Raw genomic sequence first — 20,338 nt, forward strand, 5'->3', positions numbered from 1 at the left:
ATCAAGGCCGGCGAGACGCTGGCGGTGGTCGAGGCGATGAAGATGCAGAACGTGTTGCGCGCCGAGCGCGACGGCACGGTCAAGGCGATCCATGCCAAGGCTGGTGCGACGCTTGCGGTCGACGCCCTGATCCTCGAGTTTGCGTGAGGTGATGATGTCGGCGCAGCAGCGGCGCGCAATCTTTCGGACTGTGCTTGGCGGCCCCGCGGTGGTGCGGCCGGGCTCGGTGTATGATGCGGTGTCGGCGCGGATCGCCGCCGATCTCGGGTTCGAGATCGGCATTCTCGGCGGCTCGGCGGCGGCGCTGGCGATCCTCGGCGAGCCTGACCTCGTGCTGATCACCCTGACCGAGCTGGTCGAGCAGGTGCGCCGCATCACCCGCGCAGGCGGGCCGCCGCTGCTGGTCGACGCCGATCATGGCTATGGCAACGCGCTGAATGTCCGCCGCACGGTCGAGGAGCTGGAGAGCGCCGGCGTCGCGGCGCTGACCATCGAGGATACGCTGCTGCCGCAGGCCTATGGCGCGGCGAAGCCGCAATTGATCACGCTGGACGAGGGCGTCGGCAAGATGAAGGCGGCGCGCGACGGCCGCAGTGATCCGTCGCTGGTGATCTTCGGCCGCACCGGGGCCGCCGCGATCAGCGGCCTCGACGACACCATCGCGCGCGCCCGCGCCTATGAGGCGGCGGGCGTCGATGCGCTGTTCTTTACCGGACTGAAAAGCCGGGCGCAGCTGCAGGCGATCGCCGAGGCCACACATCTGCCGATCATGCTCGGCACTGTCGATGGCGAGCTCGATGATGATGCGTTCCTGAGCGCCCAGCGGGTGCGGATCGCCAATCAGGGCCATGCGCCGATCGCGGCCGCCGCGCAGGCCGTTTATGCGACGCTGAAGGCGCTGCGCGAGGGCGTGAAGCCGAAGGCGCTGGCTGGCCTGCCGGCGGCGGAACTGACCGCGCGGGTGATGCGGGACGAGGCGATGAAGCGGCGGCTGGCCGACTGGCTCGGCCTCGGCGGCTGACCCTTTCGCGGACTTCACGAGGACGACCATGAGCGAACCGGTGGCAGATTTCGTCGTGCGGCATGTCATGATCCGCGGCCGGGTGCAGGGCGTCGGCTACCGTGCCTGGGTCGATGAGACGGCGCAGCCGCACGGCCTCGACGGCTGGGTGCGCAACCGCCGCGACGGCGCGGTGGAGGCGGTGTTCGCCGGCGCCGCCAGTGACGTGGCGCAGATGATCGTCGCCTGCCGCCGTGGTCCGGCGCTCGCGCGGGTCGATGCGATCGACGAGCAGGATGGTGATATGGGCCTGTTGGCGCAGCGGCCGGCTGGCGTGCGTTTCGCCGTGCTCGCGACTGTCTGATGATGCGCCCGTGAGCGTCAGGCCGCGGCCTTGCGGAACGCCGCGGCCAGCAGGCGCAGCGCGGCGAGCTTGCCGGCGTCGCTGACGCGCGAGTGCAGCATCACCTTCGACGGGCCGATCTCCGGCAGCCCATGCGCGGGGCCGATGTCGACGAGGCCGGGCGGGGCGATGCGCATCGCCAGCGGTGCCACTGCAAGCCCGGCGAGGGCGGCGGCAACCACCGCGCTGACGCCGCCACCGATGAAGGCCTCGCTCCACGCCACCGCGGCCTTGTCGAGCGCCCGCACGGCGAGGGCGCGCACGCCGCAGGGGGGCGCAAGCGTCGCGAGTGGAAGCCTGGCGTGGGATGACAGCTCGAATGCCGGCGCCGCGAACCAGCCGAAGCGGTCCTCGGTCAGCATCTCGCCACCGCGCCGGCCGGCCTCCTGGCGCACGATCACGGCATCGAGGGCGCCGGCGTCGAGGGCGTCCAGCAATTCGCGGGAGAAGCCGATCGAGACCGACAGCGTCAGTGTCGAAGCGAGGCCGCGCAGCCGCTCCAGCAGCGGCACCAGCTCGGGGCCGGCTGCATGATCGCTGACGCCGAGCGTCAGTTGCTGCCGCACGGGCTGGGTGCCGGTGAGGGCGCGATCATGGGCCGCCATCAGGGCCGCGGCATTGTCGCGGAACGCGATGCCGTCGGCGGTCAGCCGCACGGCGCGTGGCGAGCGTTCGAGCAGGCGCTTGCCGAGCAGCGCCTCGAGACGCTGCAGCTTCATGGAGACGGCCGCCTGGGTGGTGCCGAGCGCTTCCGCCGCGCGGGTGAAGTTCTGAAGGTCGGCCACCAGCAGGAAAGCCTGCACCGTCGGGATGTCGAGCGCGATCATGGCATCATCACATTATCTTATGATTGATATCAATAATCATAAGATACCAAAATCATAGGCCGGCGCCTAGCTTGTCCTCAACGCGATCGATCGCGTCATTTCGAGGAGAACGACCATGCCGCTCATCACCGTGCGTTACACCACCCAGAAGACCTCGCCGACCCTGAAGGCCGACCTCGTCGAGGCCGCCAGCGGGCTCGCCGCCGAGATCCTGCACAAGGATCCGAAGGTCACCGCGGTCATCGTGGAAGCCGCCGATCCGGCCGACTGGTTCGCCGGCGGCGTCTCGCTCCAGGATCAAAAGCTGGCGAGTTTCTGGCTCGACATCCGCATCGTCGACGGCACCAACACCAAGGACGAGAAGGCGGCCTATGTCGCGGCGGTCTTCAAGCGGATGGGGGAATTGCTCGGGCCGCTGCACCATGAGAGCTACGTCCACGTCAATGACGTGCGGGCTGACGCCTATGGCTTTGGCGGCCTGACCCAGGAGCGGCGCTACATCGCGCGCAAGCTCGGCGTGTCGCCGCAGCTGCCGGCGGCCTGATCGTTCAGGCCGTTTCGGTGAGGCGGGCGGTCGCAGGGCCAAAAATCTCCGCGAACGCCTGCCGCAGCGCCACGTCGACGTCGGCCATGGTCACCGGCAGGCCGAGGTCGACGAGGCTGGTGACGCCATAGCGCGGGTCGGCGATGCCGCAGGGCACAATGCCGGCGAAGTGGCCGAGCTCCGGCTCGACATTGATGGCGATGCCGTGCAGCGACACCCAGCGCTTCAGCCGCACGCCGATGGCGGCGATCTTGTCCTCGAAGCCCGGCCCCTTGTCGGGCCGGGCGACCCAGACGCCGACCCGGTCCTCGCGCCGCTCGCCGCGCACATTGAACGCGGCCAGGGTGCGGATGATCAGTTCTTCCAGGCTCGCGACATAGGCGCGGACGTCGGGCCGCCGCTGCTTCAGGTTGAGCATCAGGTAGACCACCCGCTGGCCGGGTCCATGGTAGGTGAACTGGCCGCCACGACCTGTGGAAAATACCGGAAAGCGCGGATCGAGCAGATCGCCCTCCTGGGCGCTGGTTCCGGAGGTATAGAGCGGCGGGTGTTCCAGCAGCCACACCAGCTCGGGGGCCTGGCCAGCCGCGATGTCGGCCACCCGTTGCTCCATGGCGGCAAGGGCATCGGGATAGGGGATCGCGACATCCGAGATCAGCCATTCCGCTGCCACGGCTCCGTCGATTGCCCGAAATGGAGCAAGATCAAGAGCTTGTCGGTCGTTAACCATTAGCTAACCATATTCATGGTGATGTCGGGCCATCGTCCATCGTGTGAGTCCGGTGCACCGTGTCCACCCTCGACAAGGTTTCCGTCGATCTGATGGTCGTCCTCGGGACGACCACCATGCCCATCCATCAGGTGATGCGCCTCAGCCGCGGCGCCATCATCGAGCTCGATGCCACCGAACAGGACGAGGTCAAGGTGCTGGCCAACAACCTGTCTGTCGCCAGCGGGGCGGTGGTGGTCAATCGCAACCGGATCGCGGTTGAAGTCAAGCGAATGTTGCCCCGAACTCCTGATCATAGATAGGCATTCGGGCCTTGCCGGTGCAGACCTGATTTGTTACAGGAGCGCCGGTTGATGTGGCGCTGATTCACGTTCAGCGCCAATCCCCTGCGGTCGTGGCGGAATTGGTAGACGCGCTGCCTTGAGGTGGCAGTGAGTAAAATCGTGGAGGTTCGAGTCCTCTCGACCGCACCAGCCCCGCACAATCAGGCTCGATGAATGAGCTGAGAAGCCCGGCGAGGGCTTTTCGCGACGTTGTTCGCTGGTTGTCTTATGGTTCGCTGGTTGTCTTTTGGCGCTGTCGGCTTGCTGAAATGCTGCAAGCCACAGGGGAGGCGATGCGCAGGCCTTCTCGCCTCCGCGCCCAGATGCCGGGCAACCGCGATCGGTGACGGGATCAATCCGTGTGACCAGCTGATCCCGTCAGTTTTGCCGTAAAGCGGCCCCGGTCGCCTCAATTACCTCGCGACCAGCGGGCTTTCCCAATTGAAATGGTAGTTGATGCCGGCCTTCACCGTTTGAACGCTGAGTTTTGAATTGATGCGTTCATTGAACGGATTGACGATGAAAAAGGTATTGGTCGGGTACTTGTCCACGATCGAGCTTCCGAAGTCGTAGTAGTCGTACTCGGCCTTCACGCTCCAGTTTGGAGCAAACATGACTTCGACGCCGCCGCCGATCGTCCATCCACTGCGACCGGCGCTGCCGGCGGTGTCGTTTCCGATCGGAACTCCGTTCAAGGTGTTCAGCAGGGCGGTTTGCTTTGCGAGAACATGCTGTTGTGTCCAGGCGTAGCCCCCTTTGGCAAAGAATAGCGCGCTCTCCCACGTGTATCCCAGTCTTACGGTGCCCGAGTACAGCTGGTCGAGTTTGGAGCTGCAGGTAAAATTGGGGTTGGGGCAGCTTGCTGCGGCTTCCAGGCTGGCCCAGTCGAAGCTGCCTTCGAGACCGAGCACGACAGGGCTGTTGGGCAGCTGCCAGTTATAGCCAACGACGCCGCCGGCGAGGCCGCCGCTCAACCTGTCGTGAACCGTCCGGCCGTTGTTGAACTGCCAGTTGTCGCTGCCCCAGCCGGCGCCGCCTTCGGCGCCGATGTAGAAGCCGGTCCAGGTGGAAGCAGGTGGTGCCGGAGGAGCTTTGGCGTAAAGCCTTGGGGCGAGATCGGCGGCGAATGCGGACGAAGCGAATGCAACCGTGACGGCAGCCGTCAGACATGCGATTTTCAATTCCCACTCCCAACGAACTATCTAAAAATCCTCAGGTATTTGAGCAGTCTAAACTCGTGATGGTTGCGGTGGGCCGGTTTTTCTCGTTCATCTGACTTTTCTCGCGCCCCTGTTGCATGGCGGGCACATTTCGCCTGATGGACTGGTGCTGGATGAGATGAAAGTGCACCCGATTTCCCTCGCTGGCCCGATCGTGGCACAAGCCGTCATCTTGCGGGCCTGGGCTTGGGGGGAGCGGGCTGAATGCGGCTGCGTGCGTGGGGGTATCTCGGCGTCTTCGGCGTGGTCGCCGTCTATTTCCTGATCTGGCCGGCCTGGCGGGCGCAGTTTCCGCTCGAGATCTGGCCGACCGAGGGCTGGAATGCCTATTACCAGGACATGGGCGCGCGCTGGCTGTCGGTGTACCCGAAGCCGGACGCCCTGATCGTCAACAATTATCCGCCGCTGTCGTTCTATGCCATCGGCCAGCTCGCCAACCTGTTCGGCGACGCGCTCTATGTCGGGCGGGCGCTGTCCATCGTCGGCCTGCTGGCGGTCGCCGTCGAGATCGCGCTGGCTGCGCGGCTTCTCGGCGCCAGCCTTGTGTGGGGCGGGGTCGGAGGGCTCAGCGTCATCGCCGTGATGGCGCACAACTTCCTCAACTATGTCGGGGCCGATGATCCGCAGCTCGCCGGGCAGGCGGTCATGGGCGCGGCGCTGGTGTGGTTTCTGGCCCGCCAGCGGGCGGGGCGATCCAGCGTCGGTCCGCTGCTGTTGATGGTGCTCGCCGGCTTCTGGAAGCACAACATGATCGCAATTCCGGTCACCGCCGTGCTGTGGCTGCTGGTCCGCGACGGGCGCAAGGCGCTGGCGCCGGTGGCGATCAGCGGCGCCGCGGCGCTGGGCGGGCTCGTCGTCTGCCGTTTGGTGTTCGGGCCCGACTTTCTCGCCAACCTCTTGACGCCGCGGTCCTACAATCCGGCGCGCATCATCCAGAACGTCGGCCACCTGCAATGGCAGGCAGCGGGCGTCGCGATCACGGCGCTGTGGGCCGTCGCCAACCGGCGCAGCGATGCCGCACGGTTCACGACGCTGTTCATGGCGGTCGGTCTCGCGTCCTGTCTGCTGCAGTGGTGCGGCGACGCCGTATTCCAGAATGCCGAGTACGATCTCGTGATGGCGGTGGGGATCGGCACCGCGCTGGCGCTCGACGGTGCCGGCGCCACCGTGCTGGCGCGGCGCTGGAGCGCCGCGCAGGTCTGCGACGGCATGGTGATCGTGCTGCTGCTGCGGCTGTTGCTGACAAACCGGCACGAGCCGGCGCTGGTGCTGTTCAGCCCGGACTTCCGCGCGACCTTCGTGCAGGCCGCGGCCGTCACGCGGCAGGAGGCCGCCCGCGTCGCGGCGCTGCCGGGGGCCGTGTCCTGCGACAACAAGGTGCTGTGCCGCATGGCCGGCAAGCCGTTCGTGGTCGACGAGTTCAAGCTCGACCAGATGCTGGCGAAGGGCGTGGCGACGCCGGCGGTGATCGACGAGATGCTGGCGGCGCGCGGCATTTCGCGCTTTGCGGCCGACCGTCGCAGCTGGGCCTATGGCGTGACGCAGGTCGCATCGGGGAAGGCCACGGCCTATTGAGGGGCGGAGCGAAAATCCGGGGCGAAGGCCGCGCTTCGCCCCGGAGGCAGCAACCTCAGTGCGCCATGCCGGCATGCTCGGCGCGGTTCAGATGCGCCGCGCATTCACCGGGTTTGGATTCGCTGAGCGCGGTGTTGGCCAGCGCCAGCTCCTTCACCGCAACCCACTTGTTCGGTTCGGCATCGGGCAGGCCGGACACCCAGTCATTGACCTTCATCATGTGATCGCCGCCGCAGCCGATCGGCTTGGCTGCCGAGGCTGGCGCGGCAGACAGCGCGACAGTGGCGAGAAGAGCTGCGCCGAGGAGATTTTTGTTCAAATTTTTGATCATGATGTTGTCTCATGTTTTCCAAACAAACGCGGCATCATTGCCTTCGTTCGCGGACGAATTCATACGTCGGGCGTCATGGTGTTGGGATAATCTCGCGGTGAACTTTTCGTGCGCGAGTCGTGATCGGGCGGCGGGCGGGAGAGAATTTCCGCTTGCTGTTCTGCGCTGTGGCGATCATGCATTGTCGCAATGATCACGACCGCGCACGGCGGGTCGCGAAAACGTGACACGAACGTCCGCTATGTGAATTGCCTTGAGTTTCAGAACGTTTCCCGGCGTTGCCGCAACGCTGTGTGCGCCGGGATCACGTCGTTGGGGGAAGATCGGAATCACCGTTGCCAGCAAGGCCGAGCCGGCCCGCCCGCCGGATGGACGGCCGCTCGCTTGTCGCATCAACCGCGGACGCGGCGCGTGGCGCCATGTTGCGCGGGCCATTCGGAATATTCGGAATCATGAGATGACCGCATTCAGTTTCGTCTACCGCTTTCTTTCGAACTTCCTGTTCATGGCGATGGTCTATTTCAGCCTGAACTTCCTCGACCGCTATCAGCAGCGCGCGATCGTCGCGATCATGGTGCTGGTCTACGCCTCGATGCGCACCGTCTCGGCGCTGCGCTCGTTCTATTTCTATCAACGCATCGAGCGGCTGGAGATCGAGACGCGGCGGCTGGCGACCATCCTTCAGCCGGTCGAGCCGCCCCGCAAGCAGATCGTCGGTGAGGTCACCCAGCTGCGCCGGCACGGCGAGGTGAAGGCCTATATCGACCTCCTGTTCCTGTGCCTGATCGTTTTGCTGTGCCTGGCCAAGATCGTGGCCAGCTGAGCAGGCGGAGGCGGTCGTCGCCGTGAAGCCGTCCGTCGCGCGCCGGAGGCGCTCAGTGCGGCGTGATAGGACCGCGCTGCAGCCCGACGGTCGTGACCGGCCAGCTTCCCGACATTTGCCGCGGCGCCGCGGCGCTGGACTGATAGGCGACGGGGCGGGCGGTTGCTGCGGCCGGTCGAGCGCCGGTGGTTTCCGTGGTCACGGGGGCGGGGCGCTGGGTATGCTGGCCGTGCCGCGCCAGCCGGATTCCCGCGCCGGACAGGCGGGGCATGCGGAACAGCGCGGCGTCCGGGATCGGAAGCTCGGTGGTCGCGGTCAGCGTGATCGCCGCCGGCAGGCGCGGCCAGGCTGGCGCGGGCGGCAGCGGCACGGTATCGGCGACAAAGCGGCTGGGGCGGTAGACACGGTCGCGGCCATTGAAGATCGTGGGGTCGTCGATGTAGCGCATGTCCGCGAGATCGAGGGCCGGCATCTGTGCCGCCGCGCCGGGCACGAAGCGCGGCACCGCCGGCCATTGCACCGCCATCGGCTGCGGCGCATCCGGATGCATCAGCCAGTCGCGTGGCTCGGTCGGGGTCTTCGGCAGATCGGGCGTCGCGGCCACGACATGCACGATGCGATAGCCGCGGGACTTCAGCTCGCGCAGCAGGGTCGGCAGCATGGTTGCGGTGCGGCCCTGGATGTCGTGCAGCAGCAGCACGCCCTTGCCCTTGGCCTCGAGGCGGGTCAGCGCGTAGTTCAGCACCTGGGTCGAGGAGATCGGACGCCAGTCGTCGGCAGGAAAGTCGGCGCTCCAGGTCATGATGCCCTTCGAGGCGAGGTAGTCCTCGACGCCCTCGGCGCGCAGCAGCCCCGGAATGCGAAAGAACGGCGCCACCTTGGCGGGATCGCCGAGCGCGGCGGCGGTATGCTCGATGCCGTCGTTGATCTCCTGCTGGGCGCGCTCGATCGGCATGTGGTGGAAGCTCAGCGGATGGTTCTCGCTGTGGGTGCCGATGGTGTGGCCGGCCGCGTACAGGCGGCGGACGCCGTCGGGAAACTGCTTGGCCATCCGGCCGATGATGAAGAAGGTCGCCTTGACGCATTCGGAGGCGAGCGTCTGCATCACCTGGGTGCTGTGCGGCGGCAGCGGGCCGTCGTCGAAGGTCAGCACCACCTCGTGATCCCTGAGCGGCAGCGTCTCGCGATACTGCATGGTGCCGATCTTGGTGTGGTCGGCCGGATCGATCACCAGGGTGCGCGAGGTGCCAAGCGCGTTGGGATTGCCGGGGCAGTCCGCCGCGCAGGCTGCTGACGCTGCCGCCAGCAGTGCTGCGGCGGCAAGGCCGAGGCCAACGGCAGACACCGGGCCCCGACGCCCGAGCAACGCAGCTTTCATCATTTCACCATACCGTCCCAGTCCGCATCGACCATAGCGGCCGGCGAATGAACGATGCCTTAACCAACCGCCGAGGTTCCGTCGGCCGGCGAACGGGATCGGTTCAATGGGTGAGGCGTTCATCCGTCTCGGGCTGTTTCGGAACAATATGGACGACGCGATAGCCGTTGGTGCGTAAAAAACGCAGGAAATCCGGCAGCATCGCTGCGGTTCGGGCTTTTGTATCGTGGAACAGGATGATGCCTTTACGGGCGGATTGCAGCCGCTCGGTGGCCAGATTGAGTTCTTGCTGGGGCGTGATCTCGTTCCAGTCGCTGGCCCAGAGGTCAGCGCCGAACACCGCAAGGCCGCGGGCCTGCATCTTGTCCAGCAGCGCCGGCGTCGAGGCGAAGTACGGGAAGCGGAAGAACGGTGTCGACGGCGTCGTGGTGGCCCGGCCGTTCAGGGCGGTCTCGTCCGCCGCGATGCCGCGGTCGATGTTGTCGAGCGCCTCGGTCTCGGTCACCGTGCTCATGTTCGGATGATTCCATGAGTGGTGGCCCACGGTGTGGCCGGCGGTGGCGATCGCCTTGACGAGTTGCGGATTTGCGGCCGAGTTCTGGCCGATCATGAAGAACGTCGCCCGCACGCATTCGCGGGCGAGTGCGTCGAGGATCCTGCGCGTGGTCTGCGGCCGCGGGCCGTCATCGAACGTCAGCACCACCTCCTTGTCGGCGAGCGGCAGTGTCTGTGGAAAGCTCTTGGTGCCGACCTGAGGGGTGGCCTGCGGATCGACGGTGAGCACGCGGGACGTGCCGAGCGCGTCGGGGCGCGGGCAGTTCGCGGCGTGGGCCGGGCCGGCTACGGCAGCAACAAGCAGCGTGGCCGCGAAAGCGGCGCGGGGCAGGGCCATGATGATCAAATCCGACTGGGCGACCGGCGTTGTCGRCCGCACGGCGATTGTGTGTTTGGACAATTGTCTCATGGCAATTTAGGCCCGATTGGGGCGGGGCGTCGACAGGGATCTCCGCAGGCCGTCCTGCGCCACCGGCAGGGCCGCACAAGGGCCGGGCGCCGGCGCGCAGCTTTTATGGGACTTTAACGGCCCTGACCGATCATGGCGCGCGGCCGCGATGGCTGTGATCGCCGATGGGGCGAACCATGCAGCGTCTGAGATTGAAAGCCGACGGCAGGATCGTCGAACTGCGCGGGGGACGTGAGTTTCCGTTCGTGCCGGCGATGGCAGGTGCGCCGACGGTGCGCGATCTGCGCCAGCGCGCGCGCCTGACCCAGGCCGAATTCGCCCGCAAGCTCGGTGTTCCCATCGAGACCATCCGGAACTGGGAACAGGGCAAGCGGACGCCGCGTGGTCCGGCGCGGGCGCTGCTTGCGGTGATCGCGCATGCGCCCGACACGGTGTTCGCTGCGCTCGCGGCTGCGTCCGCTTGACCGGCGGGGGCGCTGCGGCTTTGCTCGGGGTGGAACGATCCGGAGGCCGCCATGCACACGATCGATGCCAACGGGGCACGGATTCCCGTGCTGGGACTTGGAACCTGGGAACTGCGCGGTCGCGCCTGCACGCGCCTTGTCGAGCAGGCGATCAAGCTCGGCTATCGCCACATCGACACCGCCCAGATCTACGAGAACGAGCGTGAAGTCGGCGACGGCGTGCGCAGCTCCGGGATCCGGCGTGACGACATGTTCATCACCACCAAGATCTGGACCACGCATTTCGCCCCGCTCGACCTCGAGCGCTCCCTCAAGGAGAGCCTCGCGCGGCTGCGCATGAGCGCTGTCGATCTCACGCTGCTGCACTGGCCCAACCCGCATGTGCCGCTCGCCGAAACGCTGGGGGCGCTCGCACGGATGAGGGAGCTCGGCCTGACGCGGCATATCGGCGTGTCGAACTTCACCGTGGCGTTGATCGAGGAGGCGGTCGCCGTCTGTCCAGCGCCGCTCGTCTGTGATCAGGTCGAATATCATCCATTCCTGAGCCAGGCCAAAGTGCTCGATGCCTGCCGGCGCCCCGGCATGGCGCTGGTCGCCTACAGTCCGATCGCCAAGGGCAAGGTGAAGAATGAAAACGTGCTGACCCGGATCGGCTGGAAATACCGCAAGACCGCCGCCCAGATCTGCCTGCGCTGGCTGCTGCAGCAGAACGTGGTGGCGATCCCGCGCACCTCGCGGGTCGAGCGGCTGTCGGAAAACCTCGCCATCTTCGACTTCGCACTGTCGGGCGCGGAGATGGACGAGATCTTCGCCATGGCGAGCCCGCGCGGCCGGCTGACCAATTTCGCTTTCGCGCCGGAGTGGGACTGACGCCGTCCGTCCGCGATCGGGGCGGCGCGCGCGGCGGAGGGATCTGGCGCGCTTTTGCGGTTGATCTTGCGCCGCCGATCGGCCAAGCAGGCGCCGTCCGAGGAGGCGCGTGCCGGCATGTTTTTCATCCTGTCCAAGACCTTCGGCTTTTTCGCCATGCCGTCGAATGCGATTGCGGCGTTGTTCGTGCTGGCGGCGCTGCTGCTCGTGATCGGCTGGCGGCGCGGCGGCCGGTGCCTGCTCGCATTGGCCGTGGTGGTGTTGCTGGTGGTCGGCTATTCGCCGCTCACCACGTTGCTGCTATTGCCGCTGACCGAGCGCTTCCCGGCCTGGCAGCCGGACGGCCGCGATCCGGACGGCATCATCATCCTCGGCGGCGCGATCAACCCGGACATCTCGGCGGCGCGCGGCTCGATCGAGCTCGAAGGCTCGGGCGAACGCGTGCTGGCGATGCTGCGGCTGGCGCGGCGCTACCCCCATGCCCGCATCGTGTTCACTGGCGGCAGCGCCAACCTGACCGCGGCGCCGGTGCCGGAGGCGCCGATCGCGGGGCGGCTGCTCGATGAGTTCGGCGTCGCGCGCGACCGCGTCGTCCTGGAGAGCCGCTCGCGCACCACCGACGAGAACGCGCGCTTCACCCGCGAACTGGTGACGCCGCGCCCCGGCGAGCGCTGGCTGCTGGTGACATCCGCATTCCACATGCCGCGTTCGGTCGGCGTGTTCAGGGCTGCGGGTTTCGACGTCGAGGCCTATCCGGTCGATTGGGGGCTGCGCGGCTGGAGCGATGCGTTGCTGCCGCTGGAGACGCTCGGCCACGGCCTGCGCCGCGCCGATCTCGCCATGCACGAGTGGAGCGGGCTCGCGGCGTACTGGCTGAGCGGCAAGAGCCGCGAGCTGTTTCCCGGCCCGCGCTGACGCGCGCAACCTTCAATCGTGTCGCGGCAGTCCGAGCCGGTAGACGCCGCGAAAATCGCTGGGGTCGACCGGCTTGCCCTTGCGATAGATCACGAGGCGTCCGGCCAACGCCAGCGTCACCGCCGCGCGGCGGATCGGCACCAGCAGGTCGTGCCAGTCGCCCTCGCCGGCGATCGCATGGGCGATCTCCGGCGGGCTCAGCGTCTTGCCCGGAGCCGTGGTCAGGACCTTCAGGATGGCCTCGTCGAGCGGTTGTGCCGGTGCGGTCGAATCGGAAGCGGTCATGACACTGCCATGACGTATCGGCCGCGTCACCGCAAGCCGCCACATGTCCGGCGCGGCCTTGTGCGATTGATTGAATCGGAGCGTGCGGGCAAGATGCGCGCCGTTCTGGAGAGGTCATCATGAGCCTGACGCTGGTCATCGGCAACAAGAACTATTCGTCCTGGTCGATGCGCCCCTGGGTGGTGCTGCGCGCGGCCGGCATCGCGTTCGAGGAAGTGGTGATCCCGCTCTACACCGGGGCCGCGGACAAGCAGCGCATTCTCGACGTCACACGATCCGGCAAGGTGCCGGCGCTGCGTGATGGCGACCTCGTGGTGTGGGACTCGCTTTCGATCATCGAGTACCTCGCCGAGCGCTTTCCGGAAGCGAAGCTGTGGCCGCAGGACCGCGCGATGCGCGCCCATGCCCGTTCGATATCCGCGGAGATGCACTCCTCGTTCACAGCGCTGCGCCGTGAATGCGGCATGAACCTGCACCGCCCGGTGCGGGCGAAGCAACTGTCCGATGCTGCGCTCGCCGACATCGCCCGCATCCAGGAAATCTGGACCGGCTGCCGCGCCCGCTATGGCGAGCAGGGGCCGTTCCTGTTCGGGGCGTTCAGCGCCGCCGACGCGATGTACGCGCCGGTGGTGCACCGGTTCCGCAGCTACGACATCGCGGTGTCGCCGGTGGTGCGGGCCTATATGGACACGATGCAGGCCTTGCCGGCATTCCGCGAGTGGACCGAGGCGGGGCTCGCCGAAACGCTGGTGATCGAACAGTTCGAAGACGACTGACGGCGCGGTGGTCGGCACTACACCGCCACCGCGGCCGCTACGGGATCGCCCGGCCGCAGCGGCCCGAGGTTTCGATTCATCGCCGCGGCGACATGCACTAGAATTTGGCGGCGCCCGGTTGCGGTCGCTGTCCATGAGGTGGGGCGAAGGTCCGTTCACGGACGGTCAGTTCAGAAAGGTCTGATCCTATGGGTATTCTCGACGATCTCGGCAACTCGCCCGCCTTCAAGGGCATCCTCGGGCAGCTCGAAGCCAGCGTGCTGCCGGCAGTGCTGGGCGAGGTCCTGGGCGGTGGTGGGCAGGGCGGCCTGTCCGCGATCCTTGGCAAGCTGCAGCAGGCGGGGCTCGGCGACCAGGTCAAATCCTGGCTCGGCAATGGCGAGAACCTGCCGATCTCATCCGATCAGTTGAAGCAGGTGCTGAACAGCGACCAGGTCAAGCAGCTCGCCGCGCGCTTCGGCATTCCGATGGACCAGTTGCTCGACGCGCTGGCCAAGGAACTGCCGACCGCTGTCGACCGTGCAAGCCCGAACGGGACCTTGCCTCATACTGCCTAAGCACTTGAGTCTGTTCAAATTTCTGGCGTCGCGGCGCGAGCCGCGGCGATGCTTTGCCGCGCCGCAGCGAGCGTGCTGCGGCAGGGCCGTTTTCCGGTGCTCAAAACTCACCTCATCTATTTGATCAAAAAGGAAAATTTTCGCACTTACCATCCCCCCAAAAAGCTGGCCAATCAGGCGGATGGCGTGCTATAGCCAATGCGGGCATCCCGTCGGCCATATCGGGACCTGCGGGCCGATTTTCTCGTGTTTGCGTGATGGAGAGGGTGTTGAAGCATAAGTTCGGCGTCGGTGACGCAGTCTATTTCACCGCCAGCAATGTGGCGCGGCCCGCCGCCAGCGGTGCCTACGAAGTGATCCGGCAGCTTCCGACCGAAGGCGACGATTGCCAGTATCGCATCAAGAGTTCGACCGAAGCGTTCGAGCGCGTGGCCAAGGAAAGCCAGCTCGTCGGGGTCGCCTGAGACCGTCTTTGCCCTGTTGATATAGCCTGTTCGCCCTATTGATGTCGTATCGATCGGTCAGTGAAGATCGATTACGGGTGTCGGGGCGCGGCGCTCGCCGAGCATCTGCGAGGGGCGTCTTTCATGAACTGGGCTTGGGCTACATCGCTTGATCAGCTGTGGCATGCGCCGGCGTTTCCCATGTGGGTGACGTTGACGGCGGCGCTGGCGTTTGCACTGGTGTTGCTGGTGACGCTGTTCCGCGCCGAAAAGTCGGTGGCGAACGGGGCACTGGCGGTCATCACGCTGCTGGCGATCGCGATTGCGGCGACGGCCACGGTCCGCAGCTTCACGACGACCGGCGCCGGTGCCACGCACGAGGTGCGAACGACATCACCGGCCCTGGCCGCGCTGTCCTGCCTCGACGGGCTCGCCGGCGATGTCGTCGAGAACGCCTGCGAGCGCTCGCTGTTCGCATCCGCCGACACGGTCGCCGCCGCGGTGTCCTATACCGCCGATCAGATCACCCGCCTTGCCGGCTATGGCGACGAGGCGGCCGCGAACCGCAGCATGACCCCGGAACTGGCGGCACTGCGGCGCACCGTGGAGCGCGACCGCTACGGCTTCGTCGCCCGCGTGCTCGGCGTGCGCGACGGCTGCACGCCGTCGGACTGCGCGTTCTTCAACTCGCTGTCCGATCACAACCAGATCGCGGCCGCGATGTCCGACCGGACCTATGATGGCCTGGTCGGCCGCTATGCGTCGGGCTGGACCGCGCCGACGGCTGCGGCAGGACCGGGGCTCGCCAGTGCGCCGCCGACGGCCGCTCCTGTTACTGTCACGCCGCAGAGCAAGCCGGTGTCAGGCGATTTCCCGAGCTCAACCTCGATTCCGCCGGTGAACATCATGACGCCGGAGCCGGCGCCGAAGCCGGCCGCAGCACCGCGTCCCGCGGCAGCGACTGTTGCCGCGCCCGCCGCGCCGCCGGCGGCTGCGCCTCACAACGCCAATGCGGCCGCGCCGGCGGCCAAACGGCCGGCGCCGAAGAAGCCTCCAGCGGCGGCGCCCGCCGCGGTGACGCCGGCTGGACCGACGCCGCAGCGCGATCCGCTTGCGCCCTCTGCGCAGAGAGACGATAACTGACACGCGCCGCGCCGTCGGCGCCATCCGCCACGTCGCGGGGCAGGGCAGCCTGCGCCGCGCAAGCTCATCAGCGTACAAGCCATCATCCCATGCCGCTTCATCTCATCAAGCTCAGCGTCGGCGCCGAGTCGATCAAGGACCTCGATGGCTGGATCAAGGCGCGGATGAAGCAGACCAAGAACAAGCACCACGTCCACGTCACGCGCATGACGCCCAAGCGCGATGCCGAACTGCTCGACGGCGGTTCGATCTTCTGGGTGATCCGCGGCGAGATCCTGGTGCGTGAGAAGCTGGTTGCCATCGAGCCGTTCCGCGACAAGGAGGGCATCGGCCGCTGCCGCCTGGTGATGGAGCCGAAGCTCATTGCGGTGGCGCCGCGGCCGATGCGCGCGTTCCAGGGCTGGCGCTATCTCGAGCCCAAGGACGCGCCGCCCGACCTCGGCAAGCGCGACGACGGGCTCGCGGCGATGCCCGAGCCGATGCGGCGCGAGCTGCGCGAGCTCGGCCTGCTGTAGGCCCTCCAGCCGCCGTCTGCGGCGTTGCCGGGCTAGACCTTGACGTTGTCGATCAGCCGCGTGGTGCCGATCTTGGCCGCGACCAGCAGGCGGACCGGACCGTCCTTGAGGCTCGCGATCGGCGCCAGCGTTTCGGCATGGCGGGCTTCGAGGTAATCGAGCGCAAAACCGGCAGTCTCGATCGCGGCAGTGCCGGCGGCGAGGGCCGCCGAAAGGCTCTCGCCCGCGCGCATCCGCCTGGCCGTGTCCTTCAGCGTCCGATACAGCACCGGTGCGCTCGCCCGATCCTCCGCCGACAGGTAGACGTTGCGCGACGACATCGCGAGGCCGTCGCGCTCGCGCACCACCGGCGCGCCGACGATCTTGACGCCGAGGTCGAGGTCGCGCGCCATTCGCGTCACCACTTTGAGCTGCTGGAAATCCTTTTCGCCGAACACCGCGATCTCGGGCCGCACCTGGGTGAACAGCTTGGTCACGACGGTGGCGACGCCGCCGAAGAAGTGCGGCCGGAAGCGGTCTTCCAGGCTGACCGTGGCAGGCCCCTCGACGTTGACGCGGCTGGTGAAATCGGCCGGATACATCACCTTCGCGTCCGGATGCCACACGAGATCGACGTTCTCTGCGGTCAGCTTGGCGAGATCGGCCTTCCAGGTGCGCGGATAGGATCCGAGATCCTCGTGCGCGGCGAACTGGGTCGGGTTGACGAAGATCGACACCACGACCCTTTTGGCGTGCTTCCTGGCGAGCCGCACCAGCGAGATGTGCCCCTCGTGGAGCGCGCCCATGGTCGGCACCAGCGCCACGGCGGCGTTGCGCGCGCGCAGCTGGTCGAGGGCGCGGTGCAGGGCGGGAAGCGTGCGGGCGATCTTGGGCGCTTTGGACATGAGATCTCGGAACTTTGAGGTGAGGCGGATCGGCGCGGCCCGACGGCAATTGCATGATGGCGCGCGGAACCCTGCATAGCAAAGCGGCGGCGTTCGCGCCAACGCTGCGATCCGCCGCATGGCCGCCCGGCGCCGCATTAACGCTGCGTGTTCACGATGAACGCCAAAAGCCGCCCGATGCGCTTGACCCGGTGCGATCCGGCTTCGACAATGCCGTCGAGGGATTTTCCAATGCTGGCACGGGCAGGTCAGGGGCAGTCCGGCACGGCGCATGTCATCGTGCTCGGCAACGAAAAGGGCGGGTCGGGCAAGTCCACCACCGGCCTGCATATCGTCGTCGCCCTGCTCAAGGCCGGCCAGCGCGTCGCCACCATCGATCTCGATGGCCGGCAGCAGAGCTTCAGCCGCTACATCGCCAACCGCGCCGCCTGGGCGCAGCGCGCCGGGCTCGCGCTCGAGCTGCCGCATCACGCCTGCATCGCGCCGGGAAGCGGCGTGACGGTGGCCGATAGCGAGGCTGCCGAGCTCGCGCAGTTTGCCGCAGCGGTGAGCGCAGTGGAGCGCTCCTACGATTTCGTCGTCGTCGATACGCCGGGCACCGACAGCTACCTGATGCGGCTTGCGCATGCGATGGCCGACACGCTGGTCACGCCGATCAACGACAGCTTTCTGGACTTCGACGTGCTCGGCGTGGTCGATCCGCAATCCTATGCGTGCGTCGGCGAGGGCCACTATGCGGCGATGGTGCGCGAGGCGCGCAAGCAGCGGCGCGGGCTCGACGGCGCCACCACCGACTGGATCGTGGTGCGCAATCGCCTGTCGGTGCTGGGCTCGCGCAACAAGCAGTTGATGTCGAGCGGCCTCAAGCAGCTGTCGCTCCGTCTCGGGTTTCGCGCCATCGACGGGCTCGCCGATCGCGTGGTCTATCGCGAGTTCTTTCCGCGCGGCCTCACAGCGCTCGATGATCTCAACGAGGTCACGCTGGGAACGCGGCCGAGCATGGGGCATGTCACCGCGCGCGAGGAGGTGATCCGCCTGTTGCAACAGCTCAGGCTGCCGCTCGACGAGCGGGGGCGCCGCCGCGCGGCCGCTCGTGCGGAGTGGTTCACACAGGCTGACAAGCCGCTGGAACTGGACGACATCATCGGCGCGTGAACAGATTCGCTAAAAGTGAATCCTCATTCTTTTCAGCCGGAAAATGAATTGGTGTTCTAATTCCGTGCTTCTCGCCGTGAAATGATCGGCTGTCGATCGCGCTGAATCTCGCCAAGGCGCTGGCGGCGAACGCTTTTCCCTGCCGGCGAAGCATTTGCGGCGACGCGGCGCGGGGATTTTCGGTTCCAGACTGGCTTGTTTCTCTCTTCCGCACATGCGGTGGTGAAAACCCTCTGATTTAACAGTGAAAACGGAATTGCCTGAGCAGGTGCACAAAATTACGGTGCTCTGCACAATTAAAAGACCGCAACCTCACAACATTTCGGCTGTTGTCACAGCGCCGTTATGATTATCTTTCACGTACGGACGAGAATTTGACCTCTGACCTGCTCACCGCCCCGAGAGGCGATCGCCTGCCGAGGACCGAATGAAACGTGGCCTGCTCATCGCCGTTGCGGCTGTTGCTTTCATCGCCGCTGCCTACTTCTCGTTCAGCAAGTGGGCGATCCGGCACGAGACCGTTGAGCTGTATGACTCCGCGCGTGATCGCGTGGTCGCGGTCGACGTTGCGGTGCGGCGCGACTCCGAAATGCGGGCGATGGCCGGCCTGAAGACATTGCCGGTCGCGGTCGTCAACCACGGCAACACGGTCAAGAACACCGAGTATTCGTTTCTCGCCAACGTGCTCGCGATGCGCGGCTACCTCGTGCTGAGCATCCAGCACGACCTGATGACCGATGCGCCACTGGTGACTCATGTCGGCCAGCTCTATGTCGGCCGCCTGCCGGTGTATGAGCGCGGCGTCACCAATGTCATGTTCACCATCGGCGAAATGAAGAAGCGCATCGCCTATGCAGACTACGACAAGCTGATGATGGTCGGTCATTCCAATGGCGGCGACATCTCGATGTTCTTCGCCAAGGAACATCCCGACATGATCAAGCGCGTGGTGACGCTGGACAATCTGCGGGTGCCGTTCCTGACCGAAGCCAAGTTCAAGATTCTCTCGTTCCGCTCCAAGGACCCGAACTTCGTGCCCGATCCGGGCGTGGTGCCGGATGATGAGGAGTGCGCACGGACCGGTATCGAGGTCGTCAAGACCGGTGCGCAGCACACCGACATGAGCGACCGCGGGCCGGATGCGGTGAAGGAGAAGATCCAGGAAACGCTCGACCGCTTCCTCGAGGAAGACAGCGACCTGCGCCCGGCGCGCACCGATGTGCTCAAGATTTCGGGTGACAAGGTGTCCGCGACGAAGCCGGCGAGCCAGGTGGTTGCCGGCCAGGCTGCGGCGCGGCAGGACGGGACGACGGACCAGGAGCGGCAGTCTGCCGCGCTGGCGCTGCCGGCACGGGCGCCGCGCTAAGGGCGCGCAGCAAGGCCCGTGGGCGCGGAAGGCTTGCCCGCCATGGACATGGACACCACATAGGGCAGGCGTGACGCCGTGAGCCCCGCATGAGCCGCCAACCGACACCGACCGGATCGCCCCATACGCCTGCTTCCGCCGAGGAGCGGGCCGCGCGCCCGGCCAGCTCGACCTCTGCCGACATCGCGGCGTTCGTGACCAGGGCGCGTGCCATGGCGCCGCTGCCCGGCGGCGAGCGTGGGCGGCTGGTGTTCGCGCTCGATGCCACCATGAGCCGCCAGCCCACCTGGGACATGGCGTGCGAGCTGCAGGCCGAGATGTTTCGCGAGGCCGGGCGGATCGGTGGGCTCGACGTCCGCCTGGTCTATTTCCGTGGTCTCGGCGAGTGCCGCGCCAGCCCCTGGATCGCCGATGCGGGCAAGCTCGCGCGGCTGATGAGCCGCATTGCCGTCGAAGGCGGCCACACCCAGATCCACAAGGTGCTGTCCGAAGCGCGGCGCGAGGCGGTGGCGCATGGTGTTCGCGCACTGGTGTTCGTCGGCGACGCCATGGAGGAGAACCCCGACGATCTCTGCGCCAAGGCCGGCGAGCTCGGCCTGCTGAAGGTGCCGGTGTTCATGTTCCAGGAAGGGCATGACGCTGCGACCGAACGCACGTTCCGCGACATCGCGCGCTTGTCCGGAGGCGCCTATTGCCGTTTCGACGTCGGGGCCGCTGCCCAGCTGCGCGAGCTGCTGCGGGCCGCAGCGGCGTTTGCGGCCGGTGGTCGGGAGGCGCTGCAGCGACTGTCGACGACGGCGGGCGGCGCCGCGGCGGCGCTGCTCACCCAGATGAGGTAGAGGCGCGC

At 66.7% G+C, this 20,338-nt stretch carries 26 protein-coding genes and 1 tRNA gene; 19 read left to right on the forward strand and 8 right to left on the reverse strand.

Annotated features, from left to right (window positions below; genetic code table 11):
- The 3 genes from AB4Z37_RS31390 to AB4Z37_RS31400 form a co-directional block, all read left to right on the forward strand.
- Positions 1 to 147 (forward strand): acetyl-CoA carboxylase biotin carboxyl carrier protein subunit (locus AB4Z37_RS31390; protein WP_441517809.1); only part of this gene is annotated, 147 nt, incomplete at its 5' end.
- Positions 148 to 154: 7 nt separating this feature from the next.
- Positions 155 to 1,021: an isocitrate lyase/PEP mutase family protein gene (locus tag AB4Z37_RS31395; RefSeq protein ID WP_441520598.1), complete on the forward strand. Its 867-nt coding sequence runs from the start codon at positions 155 to 157 to the stop codon at positions 1,019 to 1,021.
- A gap of 28 nt (positions 1,022 to 1,049) precedes the next feature.
- Positions 1,050 to 1,364: an acylphosphatase gene (locus AB4Z37_RS31400; protein ID WP_441520599.1), complete on the forward strand. Its 315-nt coding sequence runs from the start codon at positions 1,050 to 1,052 to the stop codon at positions 1,362 to 1,364.
- Between the two features lie 17 nt (positions 1,365 to 1,381).
- On the opposite strand, the gene AB4Z37_RS31405 is transcribed toward AB4Z37_RS31400, so the two are convergent.
- Complete coding sequence (locus AB4Z37_RS31405) at positions 1,382 to 2,230, reverse strand: LysR family transcriptional regulator (RefSeq protein ID WP_441520600.1); 849 nt, start codon at positions 2,228 to 2,230, stop codon at positions 1,382 to 1,384.
- Positions 2,231 to 2,345: 115 nt separating this feature from the next.
- Between AB4Z37_RS31405 and AB4Z37_RS31410 the strand changes: the two genes are divergently transcribed.
- Positions 2,346 to 2,774 carry a tautomerase family protein gene (locus AB4Z37_RS31410; RefSeq protein WP_441520601.1) on the forward strand — a complete coding sequence of 143 codons (429 nt, stop codon included), beginning with the start codon at positions 2,346 to 2,348 and terminating at the stop codon, positions 2,772 to 2,774.
- A 4-nt stretch (positions 2,775 to 2,778) separates the two neighbouring features.
- Here the strand turns inward: AB4Z37_RS31410 and lipB are convergent, their stop codons facing one another.
- On the reverse strand, positions 2,779 to 3,504 hold the full coding sequence (lipB, locus tag AB4Z37_RS31415) for a lipoyl(octanoyl) transferase LipB (protein ID WP_441520602.1): 726 nt from the start codon (positions 3,502 to 3,504) through the stop codon (positions 2,779 to 2,781).
- A 59-nt stretch (positions 3,505 to 3,563) separates the two neighbouring features.
- Here lipB and AB4Z37_RS31420 point away from each other — a divergent pair, with 59 nt between their 5' ends.
- Positions 3,564 to 3,806, forward strand: coding sequence for a FliM/FliN family flagellar motor switch protein (locus tag AB4Z37_RS31420; protein WP_441520603.1), 243 nt, complete (start codon positions 3,564 to 3,566; stop codon positions 3,804 to 3,806).
- An 86-nt stretch (positions 3,807 to 3,892) separates the two neighbouring features.
- Positions 3,893 to 3,977: transfer RNA gene (locus AB4Z37_RS31425), tRNA-Leu, on the forward strand.
- 263 nt (positions 3,978 to 4,240) lie between these two features.
- Here the strand turns inward: AB4Z37_RS31425 and AB4Z37_RS31430 are convergent.
- A complete protein-coding gene (locus tag AB4Z37_RS31430; protein ID WP_441520604.1) occupies positions 4,241 to 5,008 on the reverse strand; it encodes an outer membrane protein in 768 nt (255 codons plus the stop codon).
- 243 nt (positions 5,009 to 5,251) lie between these two features.
- Between AB4Z37_RS31430 and AB4Z37_RS31435 the strand changes: the two genes are divergently transcribed.
- Positions 5,252 to 6,622 (forward strand): hypothetical protein, encoded by a 1,371-nt coding sequence (locus AB4Z37_RS31435; protein ID WP_441520605.1) that lies wholly within the window; start codon positions 5,252 to 5,254, stop codon positions 6,620 to 6,622.
- Between the two features lie 55 nt (positions 6,623 to 6,677).
- Here AB4Z37_RS31435 and AB4Z37_RS31440 read toward each other — a convergent pair whose 3' ends face one another.
- On the reverse strand, positions 6,678 to 6,953 hold the full coding sequence (locus AB4Z37_RS31440; RefSeq protein WP_441520606.1) for a hypothetical protein: 276 nt from the start codon (positions 6,951 to 6,953) through the stop codon (positions 6,678 to 6,680).
- A gap of 457 nt (positions 6,954 to 7,410) precedes the next feature.
- Here AB4Z37_RS31440 and AB4Z37_RS31445 point away from each other — a divergent pair, with 457 nt between their 5' ends.
- A complete protein-coding gene (locus tag AB4Z37_RS31445) occupies positions 7,411 to 7,776 on the forward strand; it encodes a hypothetical protein (protein ID WP_441520607.1) in 366 nt (121 codons plus the stop codon).
- A gap of 52 nt (positions 7,777 to 7,828) precedes the next feature.
- Here AB4Z37_RS31445 and AB4Z37_RS31450 read toward each other — a convergent pair whose 3' ends face one another.
- Positions 7,829 to 9,157 carry a polysaccharide deacetylase family protein gene (locus AB4Z37_RS31450; protein ID WP_441520608.1) on the reverse strand — a complete coding sequence of 443 codons (1,329 nt, stop codon included), beginning with the start codon at positions 9,155 to 9,157 and terminating at the stop codon, positions 7,829 to 7,831.
- Between the two features lie 100 nt (positions 9,158 to 9,257).
- A complete protein-coding gene (locus tag AB4Z37_RS31455) occupies positions 9,258 to 10,046 on the reverse strand; it encodes a polysaccharide deacetylase family protein (RefSeq protein ID WP_441520639.1) in 789 nt (262 codons plus the stop codon).
- Positions 10,047 to 10,294: 248 nt separating this feature from the next.
- Here AB4Z37_RS31455 and AB4Z37_RS31460 point away from each other — a divergent pair, with 248 nt between their 5' ends.
- The 3 genes from AB4Z37_RS31460 to AB4Z37_RS31470 all read left to right on the forward strand — a co-directional run bounded on the left by AB4Z37_RS31460 (position 10,295) and on the right by AB4Z37_RS31470 (position 12,367).
- A complete protein-coding gene (locus AB4Z37_RS31460; protein WP_441520609.1) occupies positions 10,295 to 10,582 on the forward strand; it encodes a helix-turn-helix domain-containing protein in 288 nt (95 codons plus the stop codon).
- A gap of 51 nt (positions 10,583 to 10,633) precedes the next feature.
- Positions 10,634 to 11,452, forward strand: a complete 819-nt coding sequence (locus AB4Z37_RS31465) for an aldo/keto reductase (RefSeq protein ID WP_441520610.1) — start codon at positions 10,634 to 10,636, stop codon at positions 11,450 to 11,452.
- A 117-nt stretch (positions 11,453 to 11,569) separates the two neighbouring features.
- Entirely contained in the window at positions 11,570 to 12,367 is a 798-nt protein-coding gene (locus tag AB4Z37_RS31470) for a YdcF family protein (protein WP_441520611.1), read from the forward strand.
- A gap of 12 nt (positions 12,368 to 12,379) precedes the next feature.
- Here AB4Z37_RS31470 and AB4Z37_RS31475 read toward each other — a convergent pair whose 3' ends face one another.
- A complete protein-coding gene (locus AB4Z37_RS31475; protein WP_441520612.1) occupies positions 12,380 to 12,652 on the reverse strand; it encodes a DUF3253 domain-containing protein in 273 nt (90 codons plus the stop codon).
- Positions 12,653 to 12,771: 119 nt separating this feature from the next.
- Here AB4Z37_RS31475 and AB4Z37_RS31480 point away from each other — a divergent pair, with 119 nt between their 5' ends.
- From AB4Z37_RS31480 to AB4Z37_RS31500, 5 genes are all read left to right on the forward strand, one after another.
- Positions 12,772 to 13,428, forward strand: a complete 657-nt coding sequence (locus AB4Z37_RS31480; protein ID WP_441520613.1) for a glutathione S-transferase family protein — start codon at positions 12,772 to 12,774, stop codon at positions 13,426 to 13,428.
- Between the two features lie 188 nt (positions 13,429 to 13,616).
- Entirely contained in the window at positions 13,617 to 13,985 is a 369-nt protein-coding gene (locus AB4Z37_RS31485; RefSeq protein WP_441520614.1) for a YidB family protein, read from the forward strand.
- A 257-nt stretch (positions 13,986 to 14,242) separates the two neighbouring features.
- Positions 14,243 to 14,449, forward strand: coding sequence for a hypothetical protein (locus AB4Z37_RS31490; protein ID WP_441520615.1), 207 nt, complete (start codon positions 14,243 to 14,245; stop codon positions 14,447 to 14,449).
- Positions 14,450 to 14,629: 180 nt separating this feature from the next.
- Positions 14,630 to 15,571 (forward strand): hypothetical protein, encoded by a 942-nt coding sequence (locus AB4Z37_RS31495; RefSeq protein ID WP_441520616.1) that lies wholly within the window; start codon positions 14,630 to 14,632, stop codon positions 15,569 to 15,571.
- Between the two features lie 89 nt (positions 15,572 to 15,660).
- Positions 15,661 to 16,086, forward strand: a complete 426-nt coding sequence (locus AB4Z37_RS31500) for a DUF1489 family protein (protein WP_441520617.1) — start codon at positions 15,661 to 15,663, stop codon at positions 16,084 to 16,086.
- 32 nt (positions 16,087 to 16,118) lie between these two features.
- Here AB4Z37_RS31500 and panC read toward each other — a convergent pair whose 3' ends face one another.
- A complete protein-coding gene (gene panC, locus AB4Z37_RS31505) occupies positions 16,119 to 16,970 on the reverse strand; it encodes a pantoate--beta-alanine ligase (protein ID WP_441520618.1) in 852 nt (283 codons plus the stop codon).
- A gap of 231 nt (positions 16,971 to 17,201) precedes the next feature.
- Between panC and AB4Z37_RS31510 the strand changes: the two genes are divergently transcribed.
- The 3 genes from AB4Z37_RS31510 to AB4Z37_RS31520 all read left to right on the forward strand — a co-directional run bounded on the left by AB4Z37_RS31510 (position 17,202) and on the right by AB4Z37_RS31520 (position 20,330).
- A complete protein-coding gene (locus AB4Z37_RS31510; RefSeq protein WP_441520619.1) occupies positions 17,202 to 18,125 on the forward strand; it encodes a division plane positioning ATPase MipZ in 924 nt (307 codons plus the stop codon).
- A gap of 427 nt (positions 18,126 to 18,552) precedes the next feature.
- Positions 18,553 to 19,491, forward strand: a complete 939-nt coding sequence (locus AB4Z37_RS31515; RefSeq protein ID WP_441520620.1) for an alpha/beta hydrolase family protein — start codon at positions 18,553 to 18,555, stop codon at positions 19,489 to 19,491.
- Positions 19,492 to 19,580: 89 nt separating this feature from the next.
- Complete coding sequence (locus AB4Z37_RS31520; protein ID WP_441520621.1) at positions 19,581 to 20,330, forward strand: VWA domain-containing protein; 750 nt, start codon at positions 19,581 to 19,583, stop codon at positions 20,328 to 20,330.
- Positions 20,331 to 20,338: the final 8 nt, after the last annotated feature.

The organism is Bradyrhizobium sp. 2TAF24 (assembly GCF_052115025.1).
Classification (GTDB): domain Bacteria; phylum Pseudomonadota; class Alphaproteobacteria; order Rhizobiales; family Xanthobacteraceae; genus Bradyrhizobium_A.

Coding starts and splice junctions, on each gene's coding strand:
- AB4Z37_RS31440 (WP_441520606.1), bottom strand. CDS start 6,953: ATGATCAAAAATTTGAACAAAAATCTCCTCGGCGCAGCTCTTCTCGCC.
- AB4Z37_RS31475 (WP_441520612.1), bottom strand. CDS start 12,652: ATGACCGCTTCCGATTCGACCGCACCGGCACAACCGCTCGACGAGGCC.
- AB4Z37_RS31500 (WP_441520617.1), top strand. CDS start 15,661: ATGCCGCTTCATCTCATCAAGCTCAGCGTCGGCGCCGAGTCGATCAAG.
- AB4Z37_RS31515 (WP_441520620.1), top strand. CDS start 18,553: ATGAAACGTGGCCTGCTCATCGCCGTTGCGGCTGTTGCTTTCATCGCC.
- AB4Z37_RS31510 (WP_441520619.1), top strand. CDS start 17,202: ATGCTGGCACGGGCAGGTCAGGGGCAGTCCGGCACGGCGCATGTCATC.
- AB4Z37_RS31480 (WP_441520613.1), top strand. CDS start 12,772: ATGAGCCTGACGCTGGTCATCGGCAACAAGAACTATTCGTCCTGGTCG.
- AB4Z37_RS31395 (WP_441520598.1), top strand. CDS start 155: ATGTCGGCGCAGCAGCGGCGCGCAATCTTTCGGACTGTGCTTGGCGGC.
- AB4Z37_RS31485 (WP_441520614.1), top strand. CDS start 13,617: ATGGGTATTCTCGACGATCTCGGCAACTCGCCCGCCTTCAAGGGCATC.
- AB4Z37_RS31450 (WP_441520608.1), bottom strand. CDS start 9,157: ATGATGAAAGCTGCGTTGCTCGGGCGTCGGGGCCCGGTGTCTGCCGTT.
- AB4Z37_RS31520 (WP_441520621.1), top strand. CDS start 19,581: ATGAGCCGCCAACCGACACCGACCGGATCGCCCCATACGCCTGCTTCC.
- lipB (WP_441520602.1), bottom strand. CDS start 3,504: ATGGTTAACGACCGACAAGCTCTTGATCTTGCTCCATTTCGGGCAATC.
- AB4Z37_RS31460 (WP_441520609.1), top strand. CDS start 10,295: ATGCAGCGTCTGAGATTGAAAGCCGACGGCAGGATCGTCGAACTGCGC.
- AB4Z37_RS31435 (WP_441520605.1), top strand. CDS start 5,252: ATGCGGCTGCGTGCGTGGGGGTATCTCGGCGTCTTCGGCGTGGTCGCC.
- AB4Z37_RS31465 (WP_441520610.1), top strand. CDS start 10,634: ATGCACACGATCGATGCCAACGGGGCACGGATTCCCGTGCTGGGACTT.
- AB4Z37_RS31470 (WP_441520611.1), top strand. CDS start 11,570: ATGTTTTTCATCCTGTCCAAGACCTTCGGCTTTTTCGCCATGCCGTCG.
- AB4Z37_RS31495 (WP_441520616.1), top strand. CDS start 14,630: ATGTGGGTGACGTTGACGGCGGCGCTGGCGTTTGCACTGGTGTTGCTG.
- AB4Z37_RS31405 (WP_441520600.1), bottom strand. CDS start 2,230: ATGATCGCGCTCGACATCCCGACGGTGCAGGCTTTCCTGCTGGTGGCC.
- panC (WP_441520618.1), bottom strand. CDS start 16,970: ATGTCCAAAGCGCCCAAGATCGCCCGCACGCTTCCCGCCCTGCACCGC.
- AB4Z37_RS31490 (WP_441520615.1), top strand. CDS start 14,243: ATGGAGAGGGTGTTGAAGCATAAGTTCGGCGTCGGTGACGCAGTCTAT.
- AB4Z37_RS31455 (WP_441520639.1), bottom strand. CDS start 10,046: ATGGCCCTGCCCCGCGCCGCTTTCGCGGCCACGCTGCTTGTTGCTGCC.
- AB4Z37_RS31445 (WP_441520607.1), top strand. CDS start 7,411: ATGACCGCATTCAGTTTCGTCTACCGCTTTCTTTCGAACTTCCTGTTC.
- AB4Z37_RS31410 (WP_441520601.1), top strand. CDS start 2,346: ATGCCGCTCATCACCGTGCGTTACACCACCCAGAAGACCTCGCCGACC.
- AB4Z37_RS31400 (WP_441520599.1), top strand. CDS start 1,050: ATGAGCGAACCGGTGGCAGATTTCGTCGTGCGGCATGTCATGATCCGC.